This window comes from Agromyces sp. Y782 (assembly GCF_059445405.1).
Genome location: NZ_JCAIUG010000001.1, coordinates 2,496,537 through 2,514,017, shown reverse-complemented (window position 1 = coordinate 2,514,017; position 17,481 = coordinate 2,496,537). Strand labels below are relative to the sequence as shown.

General features: G+C 67.0%; 16 protein-coding genes. 9 read left to right on the top strand and 7 right to left on the bottom strand.

The window, feature by feature from the left end; all coding sequences use genetic code 11:
• The first annotated feature begins 20 nt into the window (after positions 1–20).
• The 5 genes from AC1C2S_RS11420 to AC1C2S_RS11400 all read left to right on the top strand — a co-directional run bounded on the left by AC1C2S_RS11420 (position 21) and on the right by AC1C2S_RS11400 (position 6,289).
• Complete coding sequence (locus AC1C2S_RS11420) at positions 21–1,301, top strand: extracellular solute-binding protein (RefSeq protein WP_495352643.1); 1,281 nt, start codon at positions 21–23, stop codon at positions 1,299–1,301.
• 14 nt (positions 1,302–1,315) lie between these two features.
• Positions 1,316–2,260: a carbohydrate ABC transporter permease gene (locus tag AC1C2S_RS11415; protein ID WP_495352642.1), complete on the top strand. Its 945-nt coding sequence runs from the start codon at positions 1,316–1,318 to the stop codon at positions 2,258–2,260.
• Positions 2,257–3,090 carry a carbohydrate ABC transporter permease gene (locus tag AC1C2S_RS11410; RefSeq protein WP_495352641.1) on the top strand — a complete coding sequence of 278 codons (834 nt, stop codon included), beginning with the start codon at positions 2,257–2,259 and terminating at the stop codon, positions 3,088–3,090. Before AC1C2S_RS11415 ends, AC1C2S_RS11410 begins: the two co-directional genes overlap by 4 nt.
• Position 3,091: 1 nt before the next feature.
• Positions 3,092–4,162: a glycoside hydrolase family 130 protein gene (locus AC1C2S_RS11405; protein ID WP_495352640.1), complete on the top strand. Its 1,071-nt coding sequence runs from the start codon at positions 3,092–3,094 to the stop codon at positions 4,160–4,162.
• 72 nt (positions 4,163–4,234) lie between these two features.
• Positions 4,235–6,289: a hypothetical protein gene (locus AC1C2S_RS11400; RefSeq protein ID WP_495352639.1), complete on the top strand. Its 2,055-nt coding sequence runs from the start codon at positions 4,235–4,237 to the stop codon at positions 6,287–6,289.
• 103 nt (positions 6,290–6,392) lie between these two features.
• On the opposite strand, the gene AC1C2S_RS11395 is transcribed toward AC1C2S_RS11400, so the two are convergent.
• Complete coding sequence (locus AC1C2S_RS11395; RefSeq protein WP_495352638.1) at positions 6,393–6,611, bottom strand: hypothetical protein; 219 nt, start codon at positions 6,609–6,611, stop codon at positions 6,393–6,395.
• 123 nt (positions 6,612–6,734) lie between these two features.
• Between AC1C2S_RS11395 and AC1C2S_RS11390 the strand changes: the two genes are divergently transcribed.
• From AC1C2S_RS11390 to AC1C2S_RS11380, 3 genes are all read left to right on the top strand, one after another.
• Positions 6,735–7,358 carry a DUF4232 domain-containing protein gene (locus AC1C2S_RS11390; RefSeq protein ID WP_495352637.1) on the top strand — a complete coding sequence of 208 codons (624 nt, stop codon included), beginning with the start codon at positions 6,735–6,737 and terminating at the stop codon, positions 7,356–7,358.
• An 88-nt stretch (positions 7,359–7,446) separates the two neighbouring features.
• A complete protein-coding gene (locus AC1C2S_RS11385; protein WP_495352636.1) occupies positions 7,447–7,914 on the top strand; it encodes a helix-turn-helix domain-containing protein in 468 nt (155 codons plus the stop codon).
• Positions 7,911–8,321 (top strand): HepT-like ribonuclease domain-containing protein, encoded by a 411-nt coding sequence (locus AC1C2S_RS11380; protein ID WP_495352635.1) that lies wholly within the window; start codon positions 7,911–7,913, stop codon positions 8,319–8,321. Before AC1C2S_RS11385 ends, AC1C2S_RS11380 begins: the two co-directional genes overlap by 4 nt.
• Before the next feature lie 107 nt (positions 8,322–8,428).
• On the opposite strand, the gene AC1C2S_RS11375 is transcribed toward AC1C2S_RS11380, so the two are convergent.
• Together AC1C2S_RS11375 and AC1C2S_RS11370 are read right to left on the bottom strand one after the other, a co-directional pair.
• Positions 8,429–10,006 (bottom strand): DUF3482 domain-containing protein, encoded by a 1,578-nt coding sequence (locus tag AC1C2S_RS11375; protein WP_495352634.1) that lies wholly within the window; start codon positions 10,004–10,006, stop codon positions 8,429–8,431.
• Entirely contained in the window at positions 10,003–11,511 is a 1,509-nt protein-coding gene (locus tag AC1C2S_RS11370; RefSeq protein ID WP_495352633.1) for a DUF2868 domain-containing protein, read from the bottom strand. The genes AC1C2S_RS11375 and AC1C2S_RS11370 overlap by 4 nt, the downstream gene beginning before the upstream one ends.
• A gap of 85 nt (positions 11,512–11,596) precedes the next feature.
• Between AC1C2S_RS11370 and AC1C2S_RS11365 the strand changes: the two genes are divergently transcribed.
• Complete coding sequence (locus tag AC1C2S_RS11365; RefSeq protein ID WP_495352632.1) at positions 11,597–12,193, top strand: HNH endonuclease signature motif containing protein; 597 nt, start codon at positions 11,597–11,599, stop codon at positions 12,191–12,193.
• A 234-nt stretch (positions 12,194–12,427) separates the two neighbouring features.
• Here AC1C2S_RS11365 and AC1C2S_RS11360 read toward each other — a convergent pair whose 3' ends face one another.
• From AC1C2S_RS11360 to AC1C2S_RS11345, 4 genes are all read right to left on the bottom strand, one after another.
• Positions 12,428–12,973 (bottom strand): GIY-YIG nuclease family protein, encoded by a 546-nt coding sequence (locus AC1C2S_RS11360; RefSeq protein WP_495352631.1) that lies wholly within the window; start codon positions 12,971–12,973, stop codon positions 12,428–12,430.
• A gap of 111 nt (positions 12,974–13,084) precedes the next feature.
• On the bottom strand, positions 13,085–14,512 hold the full coding sequence (locus AC1C2S_RS11355; protein WP_495352630.1) for a reverse transcriptase domain-containing protein: 1,428 nt from the start codon (positions 14,510–14,512) through the stop codon (positions 13,085–13,087).
• 477 nt (positions 14,513–14,989) lie between these two features.
• A complete protein-coding gene (locus tag AC1C2S_RS11350) occupies positions 14,990–16,450 on the bottom strand; it encodes a hypothetical protein (protein WP_495352629.1) in 1,461 nt (486 codons plus the stop codon).
• Entirely contained in the window at positions 16,443–17,435 is a 993-nt protein-coding gene (locus AC1C2S_RS11345) for a hypothetical protein (RefSeq protein WP_495352628.1), read from the bottom strand. The genes AC1C2S_RS11350 and AC1C2S_RS11345 overlap by 8 nt, the downstream gene beginning before the upstream one ends.
• Positions 17,436–17,481: the final 46 nt, after the last annotated feature.

The following is a 17,481-nucleotide window of genomic DNA, read 5'->3' as shown; positions in this document are numbered from 1 at the left end:
CTCGATGAAAGGAGCCGGCCATGCGCCGACGCATCATGATGACCGCCGTTGCCGCGGCGGGGGCGTTCGCCCTCACCGCGTGCACGAGCGGAGGAGGCGGTGATGGCGGCGCAGAAGGTCGCGGCGACATCACCATCTGGTACTCCAACAACGAAGCCGAGATCGCCTGGGGCGAGCAGATGGTCGAGGCGTGGAACGCCGACCACCCCGACGAGCAGGTCAAGGCTCAAGAGATTCCCGCCGGAGCGTCGAGCGAAGAGGTCATCGGCGCCGCGATCACCGCGGGCAACGCGCCGTGCCTCGTCTACAACACCTCCCCGGCGGCCGTGCCGCAGTTCGAGAAGCAGGGCGGCCTCGTGAATCTCTCCGAGTTCGACGACGGCGACGGCTACATCACCGAGCGCAGCGGCGACCTCGCCGACCAATACCGCTCGGCCGACGGCGACTTCTACCAGATGCCGTGGAAGTCGAACCCCGTCATGATCTTCTACAACAAGGCGATGTTCACTCAGGCGGGCCTCGACGCCGAGAATCCCCCGCTCGCCACCTACGACGAGTTCCTCGAGACGGCTCGCACGCTCGTCTCCTCGGGCGCGTCGCAGTTCGCGATCAACCCCGCGCCCACGAGCGAGTTCTTCCAGAGCTGGTTCGACTTCTACCCGCTCTACGCCGCGCAGTCGGGCGGCACGCTGCTCGTCGAAGACGGTGCTGCGACGTTCGACGACGAGAACGGCACGGCCGTCGCCGAGTTCTGGGCGACGCTCTACTCCGAAGGACTCGCCGGCAAGGAGCAGTACCAGGGCGACGCGTTCGCCGACGGCATCTCGGCGATGTCGATCGTCGGCCCGTGGGCCATCTCGGTGTACGGCGACGACGTCGACTGGGGTGCCGTTCCAGTGCCCACGCAAGACGGCACCGCGCCAGAAGAGACCTACACGTTCAGCGATGCCAAGAATATCGGCATGTTCACGGCGTGCAAGAACCAGGCGACCGCGTGGGACGTGCTGAAGTTCTCGACGAGCGAGGAGCAGGACGGAGTCTGGCTCGAGGAGACCGGGCAGATGCCGCTTCGGCAGAACCTGACCGAGACGTACCCCGCTTACTTCGAGGCGAACCCGGCCTACCAGCAGTTCGGCGACCAGGCCGCTCGCACCGTCGAGGTGCCGAACGTGCCGAACTCGATCGAGATCTGGCAGACGTTCCGCGACGGCTACTCGAACTCGGTGATCTTCGGCGAGGAGCCGGTTGAGACCTTCCTCACCGACGCCGCCACCGAGATCGACGAACTCGCCCAGGGCTGATCGGAGCTCCGATCATGACCACCGTCGCGGCACCGCCGAGCACGACGACGGACCCTGAGGAGACACCCCCGAGCCGCCGCAAGCGGTGGCTCGGGGAGCATCCGCTCGGCCTGCTGCTCAGCACGCCGTACCTGCTGTTCATCGGGCTGATCTTCGCCTACCCCATCGTCTTCTCCGTGTGGATGTCGTTCCAGGACTACTTCTTCGCCGCCCCCGGCGCCGAGGTCGACCGTCCGTTCGTCGGGTTCGACAACTACATCGCCGTGATTGAGGACCCGGCCGTCTGGCGCTCGTTCGGCAACGTCGGCATCTTCCTGCTCATCAACGTGCCGCTGACGGTCGCGCTCTCCCTGGTGCTCGCGACCGCGCTCGACAAGGTCGTGCACGCTCGCACGTTCTTCCGGGTGAGCTACTACGTGCCGTATGTGACCGCCTCGGTCGCCGTCGTCGCGGTCTGGCTCTTCCTATTCAGCCAGAACGGCCTCGTGAACCAGATCCTCGGTCCGCTCGCGCCTGAGCCGTCGTGGCTCATCAACTCGGCGCTTGCGATGCCGACCATCGCGCTGTTCGTCACGTGGAAGGGTCTCGGGTTCTACATCCTGCTCTACCTCGCGGCCCTGCAGAACGTGGGCAAGGAGCTCTACGAAGCGGCATCCGTCGACGGTGCCGGGGCGGTGCGCCGATTCTTCTCGGTGACGGTTCCGGGAGTGCGTCCGGCGACGGTGCTCGTGTTCCTGCTCGCCACCATCACCGGTGCGAACCTCTTCACCGAGCCATACCTGCTCACCGGAGGAGGCGGCCCGAACGGCGCCTCGACGTCGCCCGTGCTGCTCATGTACCAGAAGGGAATCGAGCAGGGGAACCCGGATGTCGCGTCAGCCCTTGGGGTCATCCTCATCATCTTCGTGCTCATCATCGCGTGGCTGCAGTACCGCTTCCTCGGAGGGAGGGAATCATGACGCGCTTCAGCACCGTATTGCGGTATGTGCTGCTCGCGCTCGGCGCGATCGCATTCCTCTTCCCCTTCTACTACATGATCGTGGGCTCCCTGCAGACCGATCCCGACCCGACGCTCGCGGGCGCCTTCCCCGATCCGTCGAACATCACGGGGCAGAACTACGTCAACATCAACGAGCGGGTGAACCTCTTCGTGGGGCTCGCGAACTCGGGCATCTTCACCGGCGGAGTGCTGCTCGGCACGGTCGTCTTCGGCGTCATCGCGGGCTACGCGCTCTCGGTGCTGAGGTGGCGTGGCCGCGGCGCGACCCTCGTACTGGTGCTGCTCGTGCAGGTGGTTCCGTTCCAGCTGCTGATGATCCCGCTCTACGTGATGATCGCCCGCGACTACGGGCTCTCCGACAGCTACCTCGGCATGATCTTGCCGTTCGCCATCAACTCCACGGCGGTGCTCATCTTCCGCCAGTACTTCCTGCAGCTGCCGGCATCACTCTTCGACGCCGCGCGTATCGACGGAGCCGGGGAGTTCCGGATCCTCTGGTCGGTGGCCCTGCCGCTCGTGCGCCCCGCGCTGCTGACCGCGGTGCTGCTGACCTTCATCGGGCCGTGGAACGAGTTCCTCTGGCCGTTCCTCATCACGAAAGATGCGGCCCTCCAACCGCTCGCCGTGTCGCTCGCGAACTTCATCTCGAACGTCGCGGCGTCGACCTCCAACCCGTTCGGGGCGATGATGGCCGGCGCGGTCGTGCTCGCAGGCCCTGCGGTTGCCCTGTTCATCATCTTCCAGCGCTATTTCGTCTCGAACGATCTCGGCTCCGGAGTGAAAGGTTGACATGTCCATCCCCACCACGGTTCCCTACACGCTCACTCGTCTCGGGGTCGTCATGCGACCCGAACCGGGCGAACCCAACGAGGTCGAGGGTGTGCTCAACCCCGCTTCGGGTCGCACGCCCGACGGCACGCTGTACCTGCTGCCGCGACTCGTCGGGGCGGGCAACGTCTCGCGCGTCGGACTCGCGCGCGTCGAGATCGAGAACGGCGTGCCCGTCGGCGTCGAGCGCGAGGGCGTCGTGCTCGAGCCCGACCGCGGCTGGGAGCGCGGCGCCGACAACGCCGGTGTCGAAGACCCGCGGGTCACACGCATCGACGCCCTCGGCTGCTGGGTCATGACCTACGTCGCCTACGGCCCCCTCGGGCCGCGCACGGCCATCGCCGTCTCGAGCGACCTGCGCGAATGGCGCCGGCTCGGCCCGGCCCTCTTCAGCTACGACGACGACCTCGACATGGATCTGAACCTGTTCCACAACAAGGACACGACGTTCTTCCCCGAGCCGATCACGGCTCCCGACGGCACGCCCAGCCTCGCGGTGCTGCACCGACCGATGTGGGATCTCGGCGAGACGAAGCCCGGCCAGGGTGTGCGGTTGCCGGCCGGTATCACCGACGCCCGGCAGTCGATCTGGATCGCGTACGTTCCGCTCGACGCCGCGCTCCGCGACATCCGTTCGATCACCCTCTGGGGCCGATCACGAATGCTCGCCGCGCCCGAGTTCCCGTACGAGGCGCTGAAGATCGGCGGTGGGCCGCCGCCGCTGCGGGTGCCCGAGGGTTGGCTGCTCATCCACCATGGCGTCACCGGCACGATCGAGAGCGAGTTCTCGCCGCAGCGGAAGGTCAACTACGCGGCGGGCGCCATGCTGCTCGACGCCGACGACCCGACGAGAGTGCTCGCGCGCACCGCCGAGCCGCTGCTCGCGCCCGAGACCGAAGAGGAGCGCAGCGGCATCGTGCCGAACGTCGTCTTTCCGACGGCGATCGAAGAGATCGAGGGCGAGCACTACGTGTTCTACGGCATGGCCGATTCGCAGATCGGCGTGGCACGGCTCGACCGCGTGACCGAATGACACGACTGCGCCGCGCCCGCTGAACACCACGCCGCGACTGAATGAGCCGCCTGACCGACTGAAAGGCACATCATGACCACCACGGATGCCCCTCGCCGCACGATCTGGACCATGGCCGCGTCGCTCACCGCCGCCGCCGCGCTCGTGCTCGCCGGTGCGGTCACGTCGCCGGCCGCCGCGCAGGCGGCGGCGGCACAGGCGCCGGCACCGGCGCCGGCACCGCTCGCGAACACCGCGCACCTCGACTTCCTGCTCGACACCGCGACCCCCGCCGAGCTGCCGGGTCACACCACGTATCGCCTCGCCGAGGAGCCGCAGCTCGTGCTGCCGTGGACGTACGCCGACGCAGGCGATGGCGGCACGTTCGAGCGCGTCGGCGGCGGACGGCTCGATCCGGCGACCGGCCATTGGGGGCAGGGCGCTTACAACGCCGACGACGTCTCGCGCGCGGCGGTGGTCTATCTGCGGCACTGGCAGCTGACCGGCGACGACGCCAGCCGCGAGAGCGCGTACGAGCTGCTGCGTTCACTCGCCTACCTGCAGACCGGCGAGGGCGAGCACGCGGGCAACGTCGTGCTGTGGATGCAGCCCGACGGCACGCTCAACCCGAGCGCGGAGCCCATCGAACTGCCGGATCCCTCCGACTCCGACGCGAGCTACTGGCTGGCCCGCACGATCTGGGCGTTCGGCGAAGGCTATGCGGCGTTCGCCGAGACGGATGCCGCGTTCGCGTCGTTCCTCGCGGAGCGGCTCGGCCTCGCGCGGGAGGCCGTCGACCGCCAGGTGCTGGGCCGCTACGGCGAGTACGAGATGACCGACGGCATGCGGGTGCCCGCCTGGCTCATCGTCGACGGCGCCGATGCGACGGCGGAGGCGGTGCTCGGGCTGTCGGCGTACGTGCAGGCTGCGCCCGACGATGATGCTGCACGCACGACGCTCGAGCGGCTCGCCGAGGGCATCGCCGCCATGGGGGCGGGCGACACCGAGTCGTGGCCGTACGGGGCGATCCTGCCGTGGGCGCTGTCGCGGTCGATGTGGCACGGGTGGGGTTCGCAGATGCCGGCGGCGTTGGCCGAGGCATCCGTCGCCCTGGGTGATGCCGACCTGCTCGAGCCTGCGCTGGCCGACTCGGCCGGCTTCTCGACGACGCTCCTCACGGCCGGCGGGCCCGACAACGGCTGGTTCCCGACGCCGGCCGATCGGGTGCAGATCGCCTACGGCGCCGATTCGCGGGTGCAATCGCTGCTGTCGGTGGCGGATGCCTCGGGCAGTACCGGCTTCGAGGAGCTCGCGGCGATGCAGGCGGCCTGGTTCTTCGGCGCCAACCGCGCGGGCGAGCCGATGTACGACCCCGCGCGCGGCGTCACCTTCGACGGCCTGCAGCCCGACGGGTCGATCAACCCCAACAGCGGGGCCGAGAGCACCATCCACGGGCTGCTGACCATGATCGCGCTCGATGAGCGCCCCGCTATTGCGCTGCAGGCGACAACGGTGACGGATGTCGCGGAGCTCGACGGTCTTCGCGTCATCGAAGCCGAATCGGCGACCTCGACGAGCGGTTCGGTGCAGCCGCCGGCGTCGGCGTGGACCGAGGAGTCGCTCTACAGCGGCGACGTGCTCGTGCTCGAACGCGGTCAGCAGGCGACGTTCGACGTGGGAATCGCCGGCTCGCCCCGCTCGGTCGAGCCCGTCGCCTGGCTCGACGAGGGCGCCCGAGCACGGTCGATCTGGACCGCAGGGCGCAAGCCGCTCGGCGTGCTCGACGGGCGCGGTGAGCCTCAGGGCATCAGTCCGGTGCCCGGCGTACTGCTTCCGCGCTCGTTGCACGGCTCGGTGGCTGCGGGCAGCTCCTTGCTGACGGTGTCGGTGAAGACCGGCACGGTCACGCTCGACGCCCTGCTGGTGCGGCCCGCGATCTCGCGGCTCGTACTGGTCGGCGCCGACGGGGCGACCGAACTCGCCCACTCGACCTCTGGCTCGCGGCAGCGCGTCGAGTTGGGTTTCGATGGCGCCGCCTCGACCGCACGGGTCTACGACGACCGAGGCGAGCTCATCACCGAGAAGGCCCTGAACGGACGAAGCACGATGGTCGTTCCGGCGGGCGGCTTCGCGGTGGTGAGCCGGTGAGCCGGTGAGCTGTGAGTCGCCGAGTCGCCGAACCGGTCTCGTGGGCCGGTGGTCGATCAGTGATCACCGGCCTCGGCGCGCATCTCGAGTTCGCGCCCGCGCCTCAGTCGCGCGGCGTGCGGTGGCCACCGCCGGTGTCGAGGTCGTCGCCGCCCTCGAGGTCGGGGCCGTCGCTCTCGGTGATGTTCGCCCCCTCGAAGAACGGATCGACGCCGAGTTCGCGGGCGTGCTCGGCCTGCAACCGCTTCTGCTCGTTCACGTCGTCGGCGAAGTCCCGGTCGTCAGGCAGTGCGCGGTCGTCGCGGTCGGTGTTGTCGCTCATGGTCGTCCCCTCGGTCGATGTGTTCAGGCTAGTTCGCCCGCTGCCCCGCCGCACCGGGGTTGCGTAATCGGATGTCGGCGAGCCACCCCGCCCTGCCCGGCGCGCTGGCCATAGCCTGAGCCGGTGACTCGACTCGCCGCTCGACCCACCCTCACCGCCGCCCTCGCGACGGCCGCGCTGGCCCTGCTCCTCACCGGTTGCGCCGGCAGCGGCGCGACGCCGACGACCGCGCCACCTACCTCCGCGACGGCCAGCCCAACCACGTCGCCGACGACTTCGCCGAGCCCGTCGGCGAGCGTCGACCCGGATGCCCCAGCCGGCCAGTGCGCCGACCACGCGCTCAAGATCGAGGTGCAGTACGTCGATGCCGGCGCCGGATCGATCGATTACAACGTCGTCTTCACCAACACCGGCAGCGACTCGTGCGAGTTGCGCGGAGCGCCCGGCGTCTCGGTGATCAACGCGTCGGGAGTGCAGATCGGCGAGGCCGCCGGCCGCGTGGGCGACGACAACCCGCAGACACTCACGCTCGAGCCCGGGGCATCCGTCGCCGCTGCCCTCAACGCCGTGAACATCGACCCCGACGGCGGCCCACTCGATAACTGCCCCGTCGTGCAGGGCAGCGACTACCTCGTGTACCCGCCGCACAGCTTCACGGGCGTCACGGTGTCGACCGGCGAGCCGGTGCCGGCCTGCGAGAGCACGGCGGAGTTCCTGCATGTTGGGCCGGTGCAGCAGCAGGGCTGAGCGAGCGGATGTCGCAGGGCAGGCGTTGCTCGCGCCCAGCTGAGGCGAGGCGAGGCTCGTTACGATATCATCGCGATATACTTTCCCGATGACGATGCGAGATTCGGATGCCGCGGCGCTCGTGCGTCGCGCGCGAGACGACGCCGGGCTCTCGCAGCGTTCGCTGGCGACGCTCGCGGGAGTGAAGCAACCGAACCTCGCGATGATCGAATCGGGCCGCCGTTTGCCGAGCGACGAGCTGCTCAACCGCATTCTCAGAGCGGCCCGCATGCGGCCATCGATTCCACTCGAGCTCTTCGCCGAGCGCATCCTCGAGCTTGCACCGATGTACGGGATCAGCGACATCCGCGTGTTCGGTTCGGCTGCTGACGGAACGGACACCGCCGAGAGCGACGTCGACCTGCTCGTCACCGCCAGCCCCGATGTCGACTTCCTCACGCTTGCGGCGTTCCGCCATGAGGTTGCCGAGCTCCTCGGATTCCCGGTCGACGCGGTCGTCGACGACGACGCCGACCCCATCGTGCTCGAGCTCCGACGCGAAGCCGTGCCCCTGTGACCGATGCGCAGAGGGGCCGGTTCACCGCACGACCGCGGGCCGACCAAGACAGTTCGGCACGCTCACTTGTTCGGCTGACCGACGAGGTCGGGCGACTACGGTCGCGCTTCGATCGGGCGGCCGTCGACGGGCGCGCGGTGTTCATCAGCGCCGACTCCGATACCTACGACATCGGCATGCTCGCGGTCATCCACCTCGCCGATCTCGTGAACCGCCAACTCCCTGACGCGATCGCGGCCAGCCTGCCCGAGATTGCACGCGACGGGCTTCGGGCCACGCGTAACATCACCGCGCACAATTACGCGGGGCTCGACAACACCCGCCTCTGGGAGACTGTCTCGACTCATGCGCCGGCCCTACTCGACGCGATCGAGACGGCGCTGCGCGATTCAGCGCCTCGGGGCTGATCGTTCCCTTCCCTGCCATCGGCGCCAGCACGAAGGGGGGGGGAATGTTCCGCGGTACATGGGCCGATGGTGCACGGAGCTCAGTCACCGATTGCGACCACGGCACGCTAGACGTGGAGGGCGCCCGGGTAGAGGTCGTCGAGGAGCTGCAGGGCGATTTTCCGCAGCAGTTCCTCGAGCTTGCGCTGCAGCACTTCCTCGCCCTCGCCGCGCCGCTCCCAGATCGCCGCGAGCCGCGCCTGCTCGGCGACGATCGCGTCGACGACCATCGGCCGCCAATGCGATGGATACTCGCCCTGCCGCCAGGCGCCGCGCCCGCGGCCGTAGTGCGCCACGGCCAGGTAGCGCAGCAGCGCCGACGTCGCGAGCCCGTCGAGAAACGCATCCTCCCAGCGCAGACTCGACTCGGTTCGGCCTCGCACGACGTTGACGCCCTGCGCGATGCCAGCGCCGCCCAGCGCGCCGATGATCGCACCCGCGACCATGCCGGCACCGAAGGTGAGCCCGCCCGCCAGCAGGTCGGCGCCGAGACCCGTGAGCGCGCCCGAGACGACGCCGCCCACCGCGGCGGTGCGGGTGCCGTCGAGCGGCGCGTCGAGATGCACGTCGCCCGCGACCCGCTCGAGCACCTCGTCGGTCGCTCGCCCCTCGAGCCGGTGGATCGCGATGAGCCGCTCCATGCCCTGCCGTTGATCGGCCTGCAGGCGGGCGGCCATCCGCTCCGCGGCATCCGTTCGGGCCCGCGCCTGTGCCGGATTCGGCAGGCCGAGCGAGTCGCCGACGCGCTTCGCGAGCGTTTGCTGCGATGACGATGAGAGGGTCACGCGATCAGCAGCAGCACGCGCGATCGGCTCGGCGAGCGCGGCCATCGCCGCGTCGAACTCGCCCATGCGAAGGTCGCGCCACGCGGCCGACAATCGGGCGAAGGCCAGCTCCGAGGCATCCGGAACCAGCGGTTCGATCGCCGCGAACAGCGTGAACTCCTGCACCCAGCAGCGCGCGAACGCATCGAAGGCGAGCACGTCGCGCACGTTGGTCGAAGGGCCGAGCGCGGCACGCCACCGCGCGGCATCCGCTTCTTCGATCGCCCGCTCGCGCGGCGGACCGGTCTGGTTGAGCAGCACGAGCACGGGCTTGCCGATCCACTCGAGCACCTCGAGCTCGGGGGCGAGGTAGCCGGCGTCGGCGGGCGCCTCGGCGGCGTTCACGAGGTAGAGCACCACGTCGGCCTGCTCGGCGACGTTGCGCACCGCGAGCTGGCTGAGCCACAACGCGCGGTCTTGATAGCGGTCCCACACCTGCGACGTGAACCAGCCGATGGGGTTGCGGTCCTGCCGCAGCCGGCGCGCGAGCCGCACGCTGTCACCGAAGCCCGGGGTGTCCCACAGCGTGAGCAGGTCGCCCTCGGATGTCTGCACGAGCGGAAACGGCGTCGCCTCGGCGGTGACATGCGGGGCGTCGCGCACCTCGCCGACGTCGCGCCCGAGCAGCGTGCGCGCGAGCGTCGTCTTGCCCGCGTTGGTGTGCGAGATGAGCGAGAGCGACACAGCCCCGGCGTCGAGCCCTGCCACCCCCGCCGGTCGCGCACCCGCCGGTCGAGACTCCGCTGGTCGAGTAGGCAGCGAAGCAGCCGTATCGAGACCCCGGTCACGATCAAGCCGGTCGGATGCCGCGTCACCGCTCATACCCGCCCCCGCGCCTCGTTCGCGGTGCCGCCATCGTGAGCGGATACCGCGGCAGCGAGCTGCGCCTCGGCCGCGGCCAGATCGGGCCCGACGAGGTCGACGAACACCGCAACGCTCCCGTGCGCCTCGAGCAGCTCGCTCCATGCCGCACGACGATCGTCGTGTCGCTGCGCGTCATCGCCCCATCGCGCGAGGAACGCCGACTCGTCGACGAGCACGACGTTGACCCCGGATGCCGCAGTATGGCCGGCCCCGCCGCCGCCACCGAGCGCCGTGAGGAACGCCCCATGCGCGTCCTCCTCGGGCGTGGCCGTGAGGCTGAACAGCGGCAGGCGAATCTCGCCGGCGTAGGTGAACCCCGTGCCCGCGGCATCCGTCACCTGGCTCTGCTCCATGTCGTCGCCCCACGCGACGGGCGCGTCGATCGTCGCGGCGGCGTTGCCGTACGCCCGTGCGAGCACGGCCTCGAGCCCGGCCCGCGCCTCGGGCTCGAGGGTGTAGCTGTACGGGATGACGCGCACCCGCGCCGGCTCGCCCACCCACCCGGCGACGAGCCGGCGGTAGTACGGCTCGTCGAGCGGCAGCACCACGCGCTTCGCACGGCGCCGCTCGACCAGCCCCGCTGCGAGCGCGAGCACGAGCCGCGGAACGATGACGACGGCGGCGACCGTGGCTGCCATGAGGTGCATCCACATCGCGGCGTTCTCACTCGCGGGCGCTCGGATCGCCTGGATCGCCGCCACGTCGGGCACTGGGATGCCGGTGAGCCAGGATCCCGGCGCGAGCGTCACGGCGAGCAGGGCGTGCACCTGCTCGGCACCGAGGAACGTGCTCTCCCACGACGCGCGGTACTCGAACGCGAGCCCGCGCAGGTAGAGCCCGGCGATCACGCCGAGCGCGGTCGCCGCCGCCGCGAGGTGCAGCACGCGCGCGGCGCGCGCTCCGTAGAGCGGCGCGGCGACGCGCGCCCAGTCGCGGGGCAGCGTGGCAAGCATGGTTCGCCTGGCGGCGGTCGCGGCATCCGCTCGGGTCTCGTGCAGGGGTGCGCGCACCGATGCGACCCGGATCAACAAGGTCCGCACCGAACCGGCCGCACCGCGCCCGAGCACCAGCGGCCGCACGAGCAGCCAGACGTAGACGACGAGGTTCCACGCGACGAGCGCGAACACCGGCGGCGCGAGCAGGTTGATGCTCGACCCGCCGCCGATGCGGTCGATGAGCAGCCCGAACAGGAACGCGGCGACCACCGTCACGACGCCCACCCACGGCCGCCACCGGATGCCGCGAACCGTTCGCGTCACCGCGGGCTGGCGTGTGCCGATGCGCTCGAGCACGAGCTGCGCGCGCCGCCCGAGGAACTCCTCGGCGCTCGCCCGCTCCCCCACAACGGCCGCCGCCGCGCGGCTCGCCCACTCGCGGTCGGCATCAGCCCACAGCATGCGATCGCGATCAGCCGTCTCAACGGCGCGCGCCGCGGTCGTCTCGAGGGCGGCCGACTCGTCCATGTTGCGGAGTCTATGCCGGGCAATGGGCATCAGTCCGGGAGCAGCCCGAGGTTCTTCAATCGCCGGTGGACGTATGCTCATCTCTGTGACCGACCCCGCAGCATTCCGATTCGCCATGCCGAAGCCGGTCCGCATCACGGGCCGCTCATCAAGCATCACGAACTCGTTCGTCAACGGAATCATTCCAGTCGTGGCTCCCACTGCCGAGCAGATCAACGAGGCGTTGCGAATCCTCGAGATGGAGGACGCTGTGAGATGCGCGTACTGCGGGGACACTGCGAGCGAGTGGGATCACCTTCGCCCCCTTGTCATGGGGAAGCAACCGACCGGCTACATCTCGGAGATACACAACCTCGTGCCGGCTTGCGGCAAGTGCAATCAGAGCAAGGGCAACAAGCCATGGCGCGAGTGGATGTTCAGCTCCGCTCGCCTGTCGCCCGCAACCCGCGGAATCACAGGGCTGGCAGAACGCGCGGAACGCCTTGACTCATACGAAGGATGGCAAACTCCTACCCGAATCGATTTCGGGTCAGTTGTGGGCGAGGAGTTGTGGGCGCAGCACTGGCGCAATCATGCTGCGATCCTGCAAGCCATGCGGGACGCTGAAACTTCAGTCGAATTGATCCGCGAACGTGTTGCAGGCGCAAGCACTGCCAGCACGATCGAGCTCACCAGCCCCTGACGTTTGCGACTCCGTCGCCGTACCTGGCGCGTTGCCGACGCGGTACGCCACGGCACTGCTTCAAATCCGATACGCGTTGGATAGACGTGAACGGGTCGAGTGCCGAAGAGCACTCGCGACTCGGTCAAAGCCCTCCTCGATGCACCGGTCTCCCGACGGATCCATCATCCGCCCGAGCAGAGCCCCGCTGCCTGCAATATTGAATCGACGCGCCGTCACGAAATTCACGCCGATTCAGCTGGAGTCCCTCGCCCTCACCGCCGCTCGCGCTGCGCGCAGGTAAGGGCGCTGCGGTGATGGCGAGAAGTGATCGTTCAGCGGCGGGAGTGTCGCACCGACCACGAGCTTCTCGACCGTGCCGGGCGCTTGGCGGGCAACCCACGTCACCTCGAGATTCGCCGTCATCCACGCTGTGAGGATGCCCTCGCCTACAGGATCAATAGCGAGTCGATTGCGCCCCACAACGGCTAGGTGATCGTTCAACCCCAGACGCTCATGGAGCAGTGCGACGAGCGAGCGCCGTAGCGTCGAAAAGCGAGTGGTCTTGAGGTGCATCTTCGCCACGCGCTCACCAAGCGTCGTCTTCGCGATCCCGACGTAGATCGGAGCAGTATTCAGCACCGGTGGGCAACCATCCGGGTACAGATCGGCGAGCATACCGCCTCGGTCCCACCATGCGTAGAGCCCTGGCGAATCGACGGCAAGAAGATCCGCTGACGGTCGCGGACTGGCGGTGAGTAGTCCGTGGCGGACGCTTTTCCAAGGTGGGGTGTCGGTCACTCGCTCAGCGTATCCAGCAAGCCAAGACGCGAGCACAGGAAGCCCGTGGCCTGAGAGCAGCTGATGGGCGATCGCAAGCATCTATAGCCAAGACAATGTAGCCGTCTGCCATTAGGCATCGGGTCGTTCATCGTACAGGTAGGGGTCTTCAACGTTCCGGACTACTCGTAACCCGTGAGCTTCAACGCTTTGCCTTATGGCAGCTGAGATCCGTCTAACGCTTGGTAAACGCAGATCCACCCGCTCACCAGTTCGCTCTGAATCGACGATCAACCCGATCAGCGCGGGCTTCGACAGTCCCCACGGCTGAACGGCCCGACGCAGCTTTGGCTCGAGCAGGTTTGCTCGTTTTCGTACGGCGAGCCACGTTTGCGCTGCTATCCATGCGTCGAGGTCAACGAGTTGTTGCTCGTCATCCACTAGAGGGAAATACGACATTGCACCCTCGAACGTCATAGCCGGAACTGCTCCGCTCTGAAACTTTCGCACTTGGTTCTCACTCAATGGGCCATAGAGATAACGCCGGAGTTGCCATATGTAGGTGACGTAGTCCCGGTCGTTCGCTCCAGTCAGGCGCCCAGTGTGCTGCGTTCCCCGTAATGGCTCCCGTAAGAGATTGGCAAAAAGTAGATCGTTCACCCGCGCCTTGATGCGATCGACAGCGGTTGACTTCATGCTCGTCGTCCGAAGGCCGACCTCATGGCCGAGAAAGGCAACCGCTCTCGTGGAACTCATCTCGGCGGATTTAGTACCTGACGGCACCAACAGTCGCACGCCGGGGCTCTTATCTAAATTGATTTCCGAGCCGATGCTTGCCGATGCCGCGTGGAGCGCGTCCACAGCCTCACTTATTTCAGCGTATGTATGACTCCAGATGAGTGTGTCATCTGCATACCGCACGAATCCGACCCCCAAACGTTCGAGGGATCGATCAAGATCGGCGGCCGCCACATTCGCGAGAAAGAGGGAAAGCGACGTCCCCTGCGGAATACCGACCTCACGATCGCCTATATGGGCACCTTTGTCCTCGATCGACATGTACGGCTCGGGGATAGCGAGGAACTGGTCGACCAGCCGCCGTTCGAGAGGCGTGATCCGTAAGCCGAGGACGTCGAATCTCTCTCGGAGATAGCTGTGCGAAATCGTGTCGAAGAACTTGCTGAAATCGAACTCGGCAACGAACAATCGCTGCTCGCGAGAAAACTCGCGACTGATATGCGCCAGCGCATCATGAGGAGACAGATCTAGGCGGTAGGCATAAGCACGAGCACTCAGCAAGGAACGGTTCTTGTCCATCAACGACCGGAACAGACGAAGAGAGATTAGCTCATCGACGATCCGGAAGTGGCTGATTGTTCGGGTCCCTCCGGACGGTTTCGACACGGAGAAACCCGCAGGCCGAGCAGGCGAGTAGGTGCCGCGCTTCAGCTCGGTGCCGACGGAATGGGCAATGGCTTCGTGCCGCGCACGAACGTGAAACGGGTTGTACCCCTTATCGAAATCCCAGGATTCGGGCGTCTGGACATCCAATTCAAGCAAGCGCCCGGTTGTTCGTCGCCGCCGCCTGTGATTCTCATCCCGAACGACCTGGCGATATCGCTCGTACTCCAAAACGCCACGGTGAGCTTTGTCCCGGAGCTCCTCTGAAAGTCGCCACCACATCTAGTCCCAATCGACTCGGCACGAAGGTGCCCGGCCTGAGCCGGGCACCTCGAACCGCGTGCCCACCAAAATACGCAACTACGCAACCCAACTTGCTCTCGCAAACGGATCCGAGTGAGTGGGGGGTGATCAACCCGCGTCCCCTCACAAACGGCACGAAGTTTCACCCCTGTTGAGGTGTTCGGTCATGGTAGCGCGAAGCGACTTAGCCATGGGTCAATTCAGATACGTCTTAGACGTTCCACGCAATCCCTATGCGGTATTGCACGACAGCGCGGGTCACGCACGGGTGGCAGCGTCCGCGGGTGAGTCAACTTCGCCTGCCCAGTCGTCACGGACTTTGTGAGGGATTGCTCAATCGAGGAAGTAGGCGAGGACCTTCTCGTCGGAACTCAGGATCTCTTCCGAAGCCACGCCGATCTCCAGTGCGAGCTTGACTGATCCGTGGAGCGCGATCTCTACATCGGGCGAGAATGCTCGTTCGAGCAGCGCGAGGTAGTCGGACATGCTCGCATCGAGCTTCTCGATGAGTTCCGTGTACTCGGTGGCGAGCCGCGTGTCGAGTACGTGCTGCTCTTCGAAGTAGCGAGCGATGAGCTCCGCCTCTCGCGTTGAGAGGGAGGATGAGACGGCCCTGTGCATGATGGTGCCGACTGTGTTGCCGATCACCGCGCCGACGACTGGTACCGGGATGAGTGCCTGCCCGACGAAGGAGGACAAGGCGCTGACAGCGGCTTCCAGAGAGACGAGCTCGGCGTTCTCGATGAACTCCAGCTCGTCGATCTCGCCGCGGCGGAGCTTGTTCGCTAGCTCGGCTATGCCAAAGGCGGCGGTGACGATCGAGGTGGCGACGGCCGCGGACGTAGCGGTGAAGTTCGTGAGCGAGTAAATGCTGAGACCTCGGACACCGCCTTTGACGATGCCTAAGCCGGTTTCGCCTGCGATGTCGATCCAGTCTTCACTCGTGAACTCGTTGAGCTTTGTGCCTTCACGGCGCTTTTGAACCACGGCCAGGACGAACGCGGTCCCGCCCTCGATGGCGGCGGTCACGACTGTGGCCTTCGCGCCCTGCCGCAATGTCGGCCGGCTCTGTCGGTAGGCGTCGTCCCGTATGGACTGATCAGTGGAGCGGAGAGAGCCTTTCTCCGCCTCCAGGGTCACGCCGTACGCGCCTCTCTGCACCTCGTGGTAGTCCAGGCTCGAGGGTTCGAGTGACTGGATGCCGACAGAGCCCTCCGCAAAGAAGACATTGACCCGCTCCCAGTCCTTGAGCGATGGGCCACCGCCACCGCGGGTCAGGAACTTGCTCGCCTCCTCGGGCGGCATGGCGTGTAGCTTCTGGATCACCTCGAAGTGATCGGCGGGGATCTGGTATTTCCCGCCGTTATTGATGAAGTCAGGATACTTCTGGAGGTGCTCCGCGATCGCGCCGAGACCGAAGCGTCCGCCGGCCGCGACGAACTTCTGCTGAATCTCCACGCCGCTGCGAATGAGGTCGACGGGGCCGTTATCGTTTACCCACTGGTACGCAGCGCCCTTGCCGAGGATCTGGCTTCGAGCGTTGCCGACACCGACTTCTGCGACCTCGGCGATGAAGCCGTGCATGCCCTTCACTCCGCCGCGGTTGGCGGCGACGACTTCGAAGTCGATCTTCCTGATTGCCTCGTCGACGCTGGCGAGCGCGTCCTGGAGGTTCACGTCCTGCTTTCTGAAGGCGCTCAGCAGGCCGTCCAGCCGCAGCTGGTTGAGGTAGTTGACCCAGGCCGCGACCGCCTGCTCTTGGTTGCTCTTCGCGAGCGTTACCTCGTCACTCATCCTCGGCGGCCTGCTCGACGCGCTGGCTCAACATAGTCGCGCACGCCCTTGTGTTGTTCACGAGCGCCGCGAGCCGGGATCGCTGCGACTCAGACAGCGCAAGGAAGTCGGCGCCGAAGAACTCCAGTGCTTCGCCGTAATTCGTCAGGAGCAGCGCGCGGAGGGAGACGGTGCGCCGCAGGAGGTCATTGATCTCGGCGTCCATGCGGTTGACGAGAGCAGTGTTCCGCTTCACGGCGATCTGCGCCTCCTGCTTCGCCTCGCGATTCTCGAACTTCTTCTTCGTAAACAGCGCGATCGACACGAGGAGGCTGGCCCCTGCGACAGTCCAGCCGATGGGGCCCGCGAGTGCGAGCAGCGCACCGCCGGCTGCAGTGCCCCCGCCTCCGATTGCGAGCGTCCCTCCCCCGAGCCAGGCCAGAGCAGCGTTGGTTGCCGCGGCACCGGAGAGGGTCGAGATCGCGGTGCCGGTCGATGCAACACCGTAGGTGGTGGCGACCCACATCGCCGCCGTCGGGGCCATGCTCGCGACGGCTGCGCCAGCGGCGAATCCGGCGCCAGCGCCAGCGACGGATGTGCGCGCTGCCTCGAGATCCTTCCGTGCAAACTCCTCCGCCTCCAGGAACTGGGCCTTATGGACTTCGATGTCATCGAAGTCGGTCGCGAAAGACTTCGGCGTATTAGCGATGCTGTTCACCAACAGTTCGACGAGCTCGATCAGGTCAGTAGAGCGTTCGCGCTGGCGCAGGAGCGAGAGGCCATTGTCGTTCATCGCCGTGAACGCGCCGTTGTACTCGGCTATGGCCTCCACGTAGGGGCCCGGCTTCTTCGCGGTTAGCTCCTCGACGGTGTCAACAACAGTGTCTTTGAGATCGCCAGCCTGCTCGACGAACTGTGCGGATGCGCTCCGCGCGAACTTACCGACGTCGTCGACGGCCCTGCCGAGGCCTTCTTTGGCCTTGTCGATCCTCAGCGAATCAACCATCGCGATCTCCGAATCCCTTTGTTGCTTTACTGACGAGAGACTATCG

Bases quoted from the DNA above. Each gene is read 5' to 3' on its own strand.
- AC1C2S_RS11420 (WP_495352643.1), top strand. From the start codon at position 21: ATGCGCCGACGCATCATGATGACCGCCGTTGCCGCGGCGGGGGCGTTC.
- AC1C2S_RS11415 (WP_495352642.1), top strand. From the start codon at position 1,316: ATGACCACCGTCGCGGCACCGCCGAGCACGACGACGGACCCTGAGGAG.
- AC1C2S_RS11410 (WP_495352641.1), top strand. From the start codon at position 2,257: ATGACGCGCTTCAGCACCGTATTGCGGTATGTGCTGCTCGCGCTCGGC.
- AC1C2S_RS11405 (WP_495352640.1), top strand. From the start codon at position 3,092: ATGTCCATCCCCACCACGGTTCCCTACACGCTCACTCGTCTCGGGGTC.
- AC1C2S_RS11400 (WP_495352639.1), top strand. From the start codon at position 4,235: ATGACCACCACGGATGCCCCTCGCCGCACGATCTGGACCATGGCCGCG.
- AC1C2S_RS11395 (WP_495352638.1), bottom strand. From the start codon at position 6,611: ATGAGCGACAACACCGACCGCGACGACCGCGCACTGCCTGACGACCGG.
- AC1C2S_RS11385 (WP_495352636.1), top strand. From the start codon at position 7,447: ATGACGATGCGAGATTCGGATGCCGCGGCGCTCGTGCGTCGCGCGCGA.
- AC1C2S_RS11375 (WP_495352634.1), bottom strand. From the start codon at position 10,006: ATGAGCGGTGACGCGGCATCCGACCGGCTTGATCGTGACCGGGGTCTC.
- AC1C2S_RS11370 (WP_495352633.1), bottom strand. From the start codon at position 11,511: ATGGACGAGTCGGCCGCCCTCGAGACGACCGCGGCGCGCGCCGTTGAG.
- AC1C2S_RS11350 (WP_495352629.1), bottom strand. From the start codon at position 16,450: ATGAGTGACGAGGTAACGCTCGCGAAGAGCAACCAAGAGCAGGCGGTC.
- AC1C2S_RS11345 (WP_495352628.1), bottom strand. From the start codon at position 17,435: ATGGTTGATTCGCTGAGGATCGACAAGGCCAAAGAAGGCCTCGGCAGG.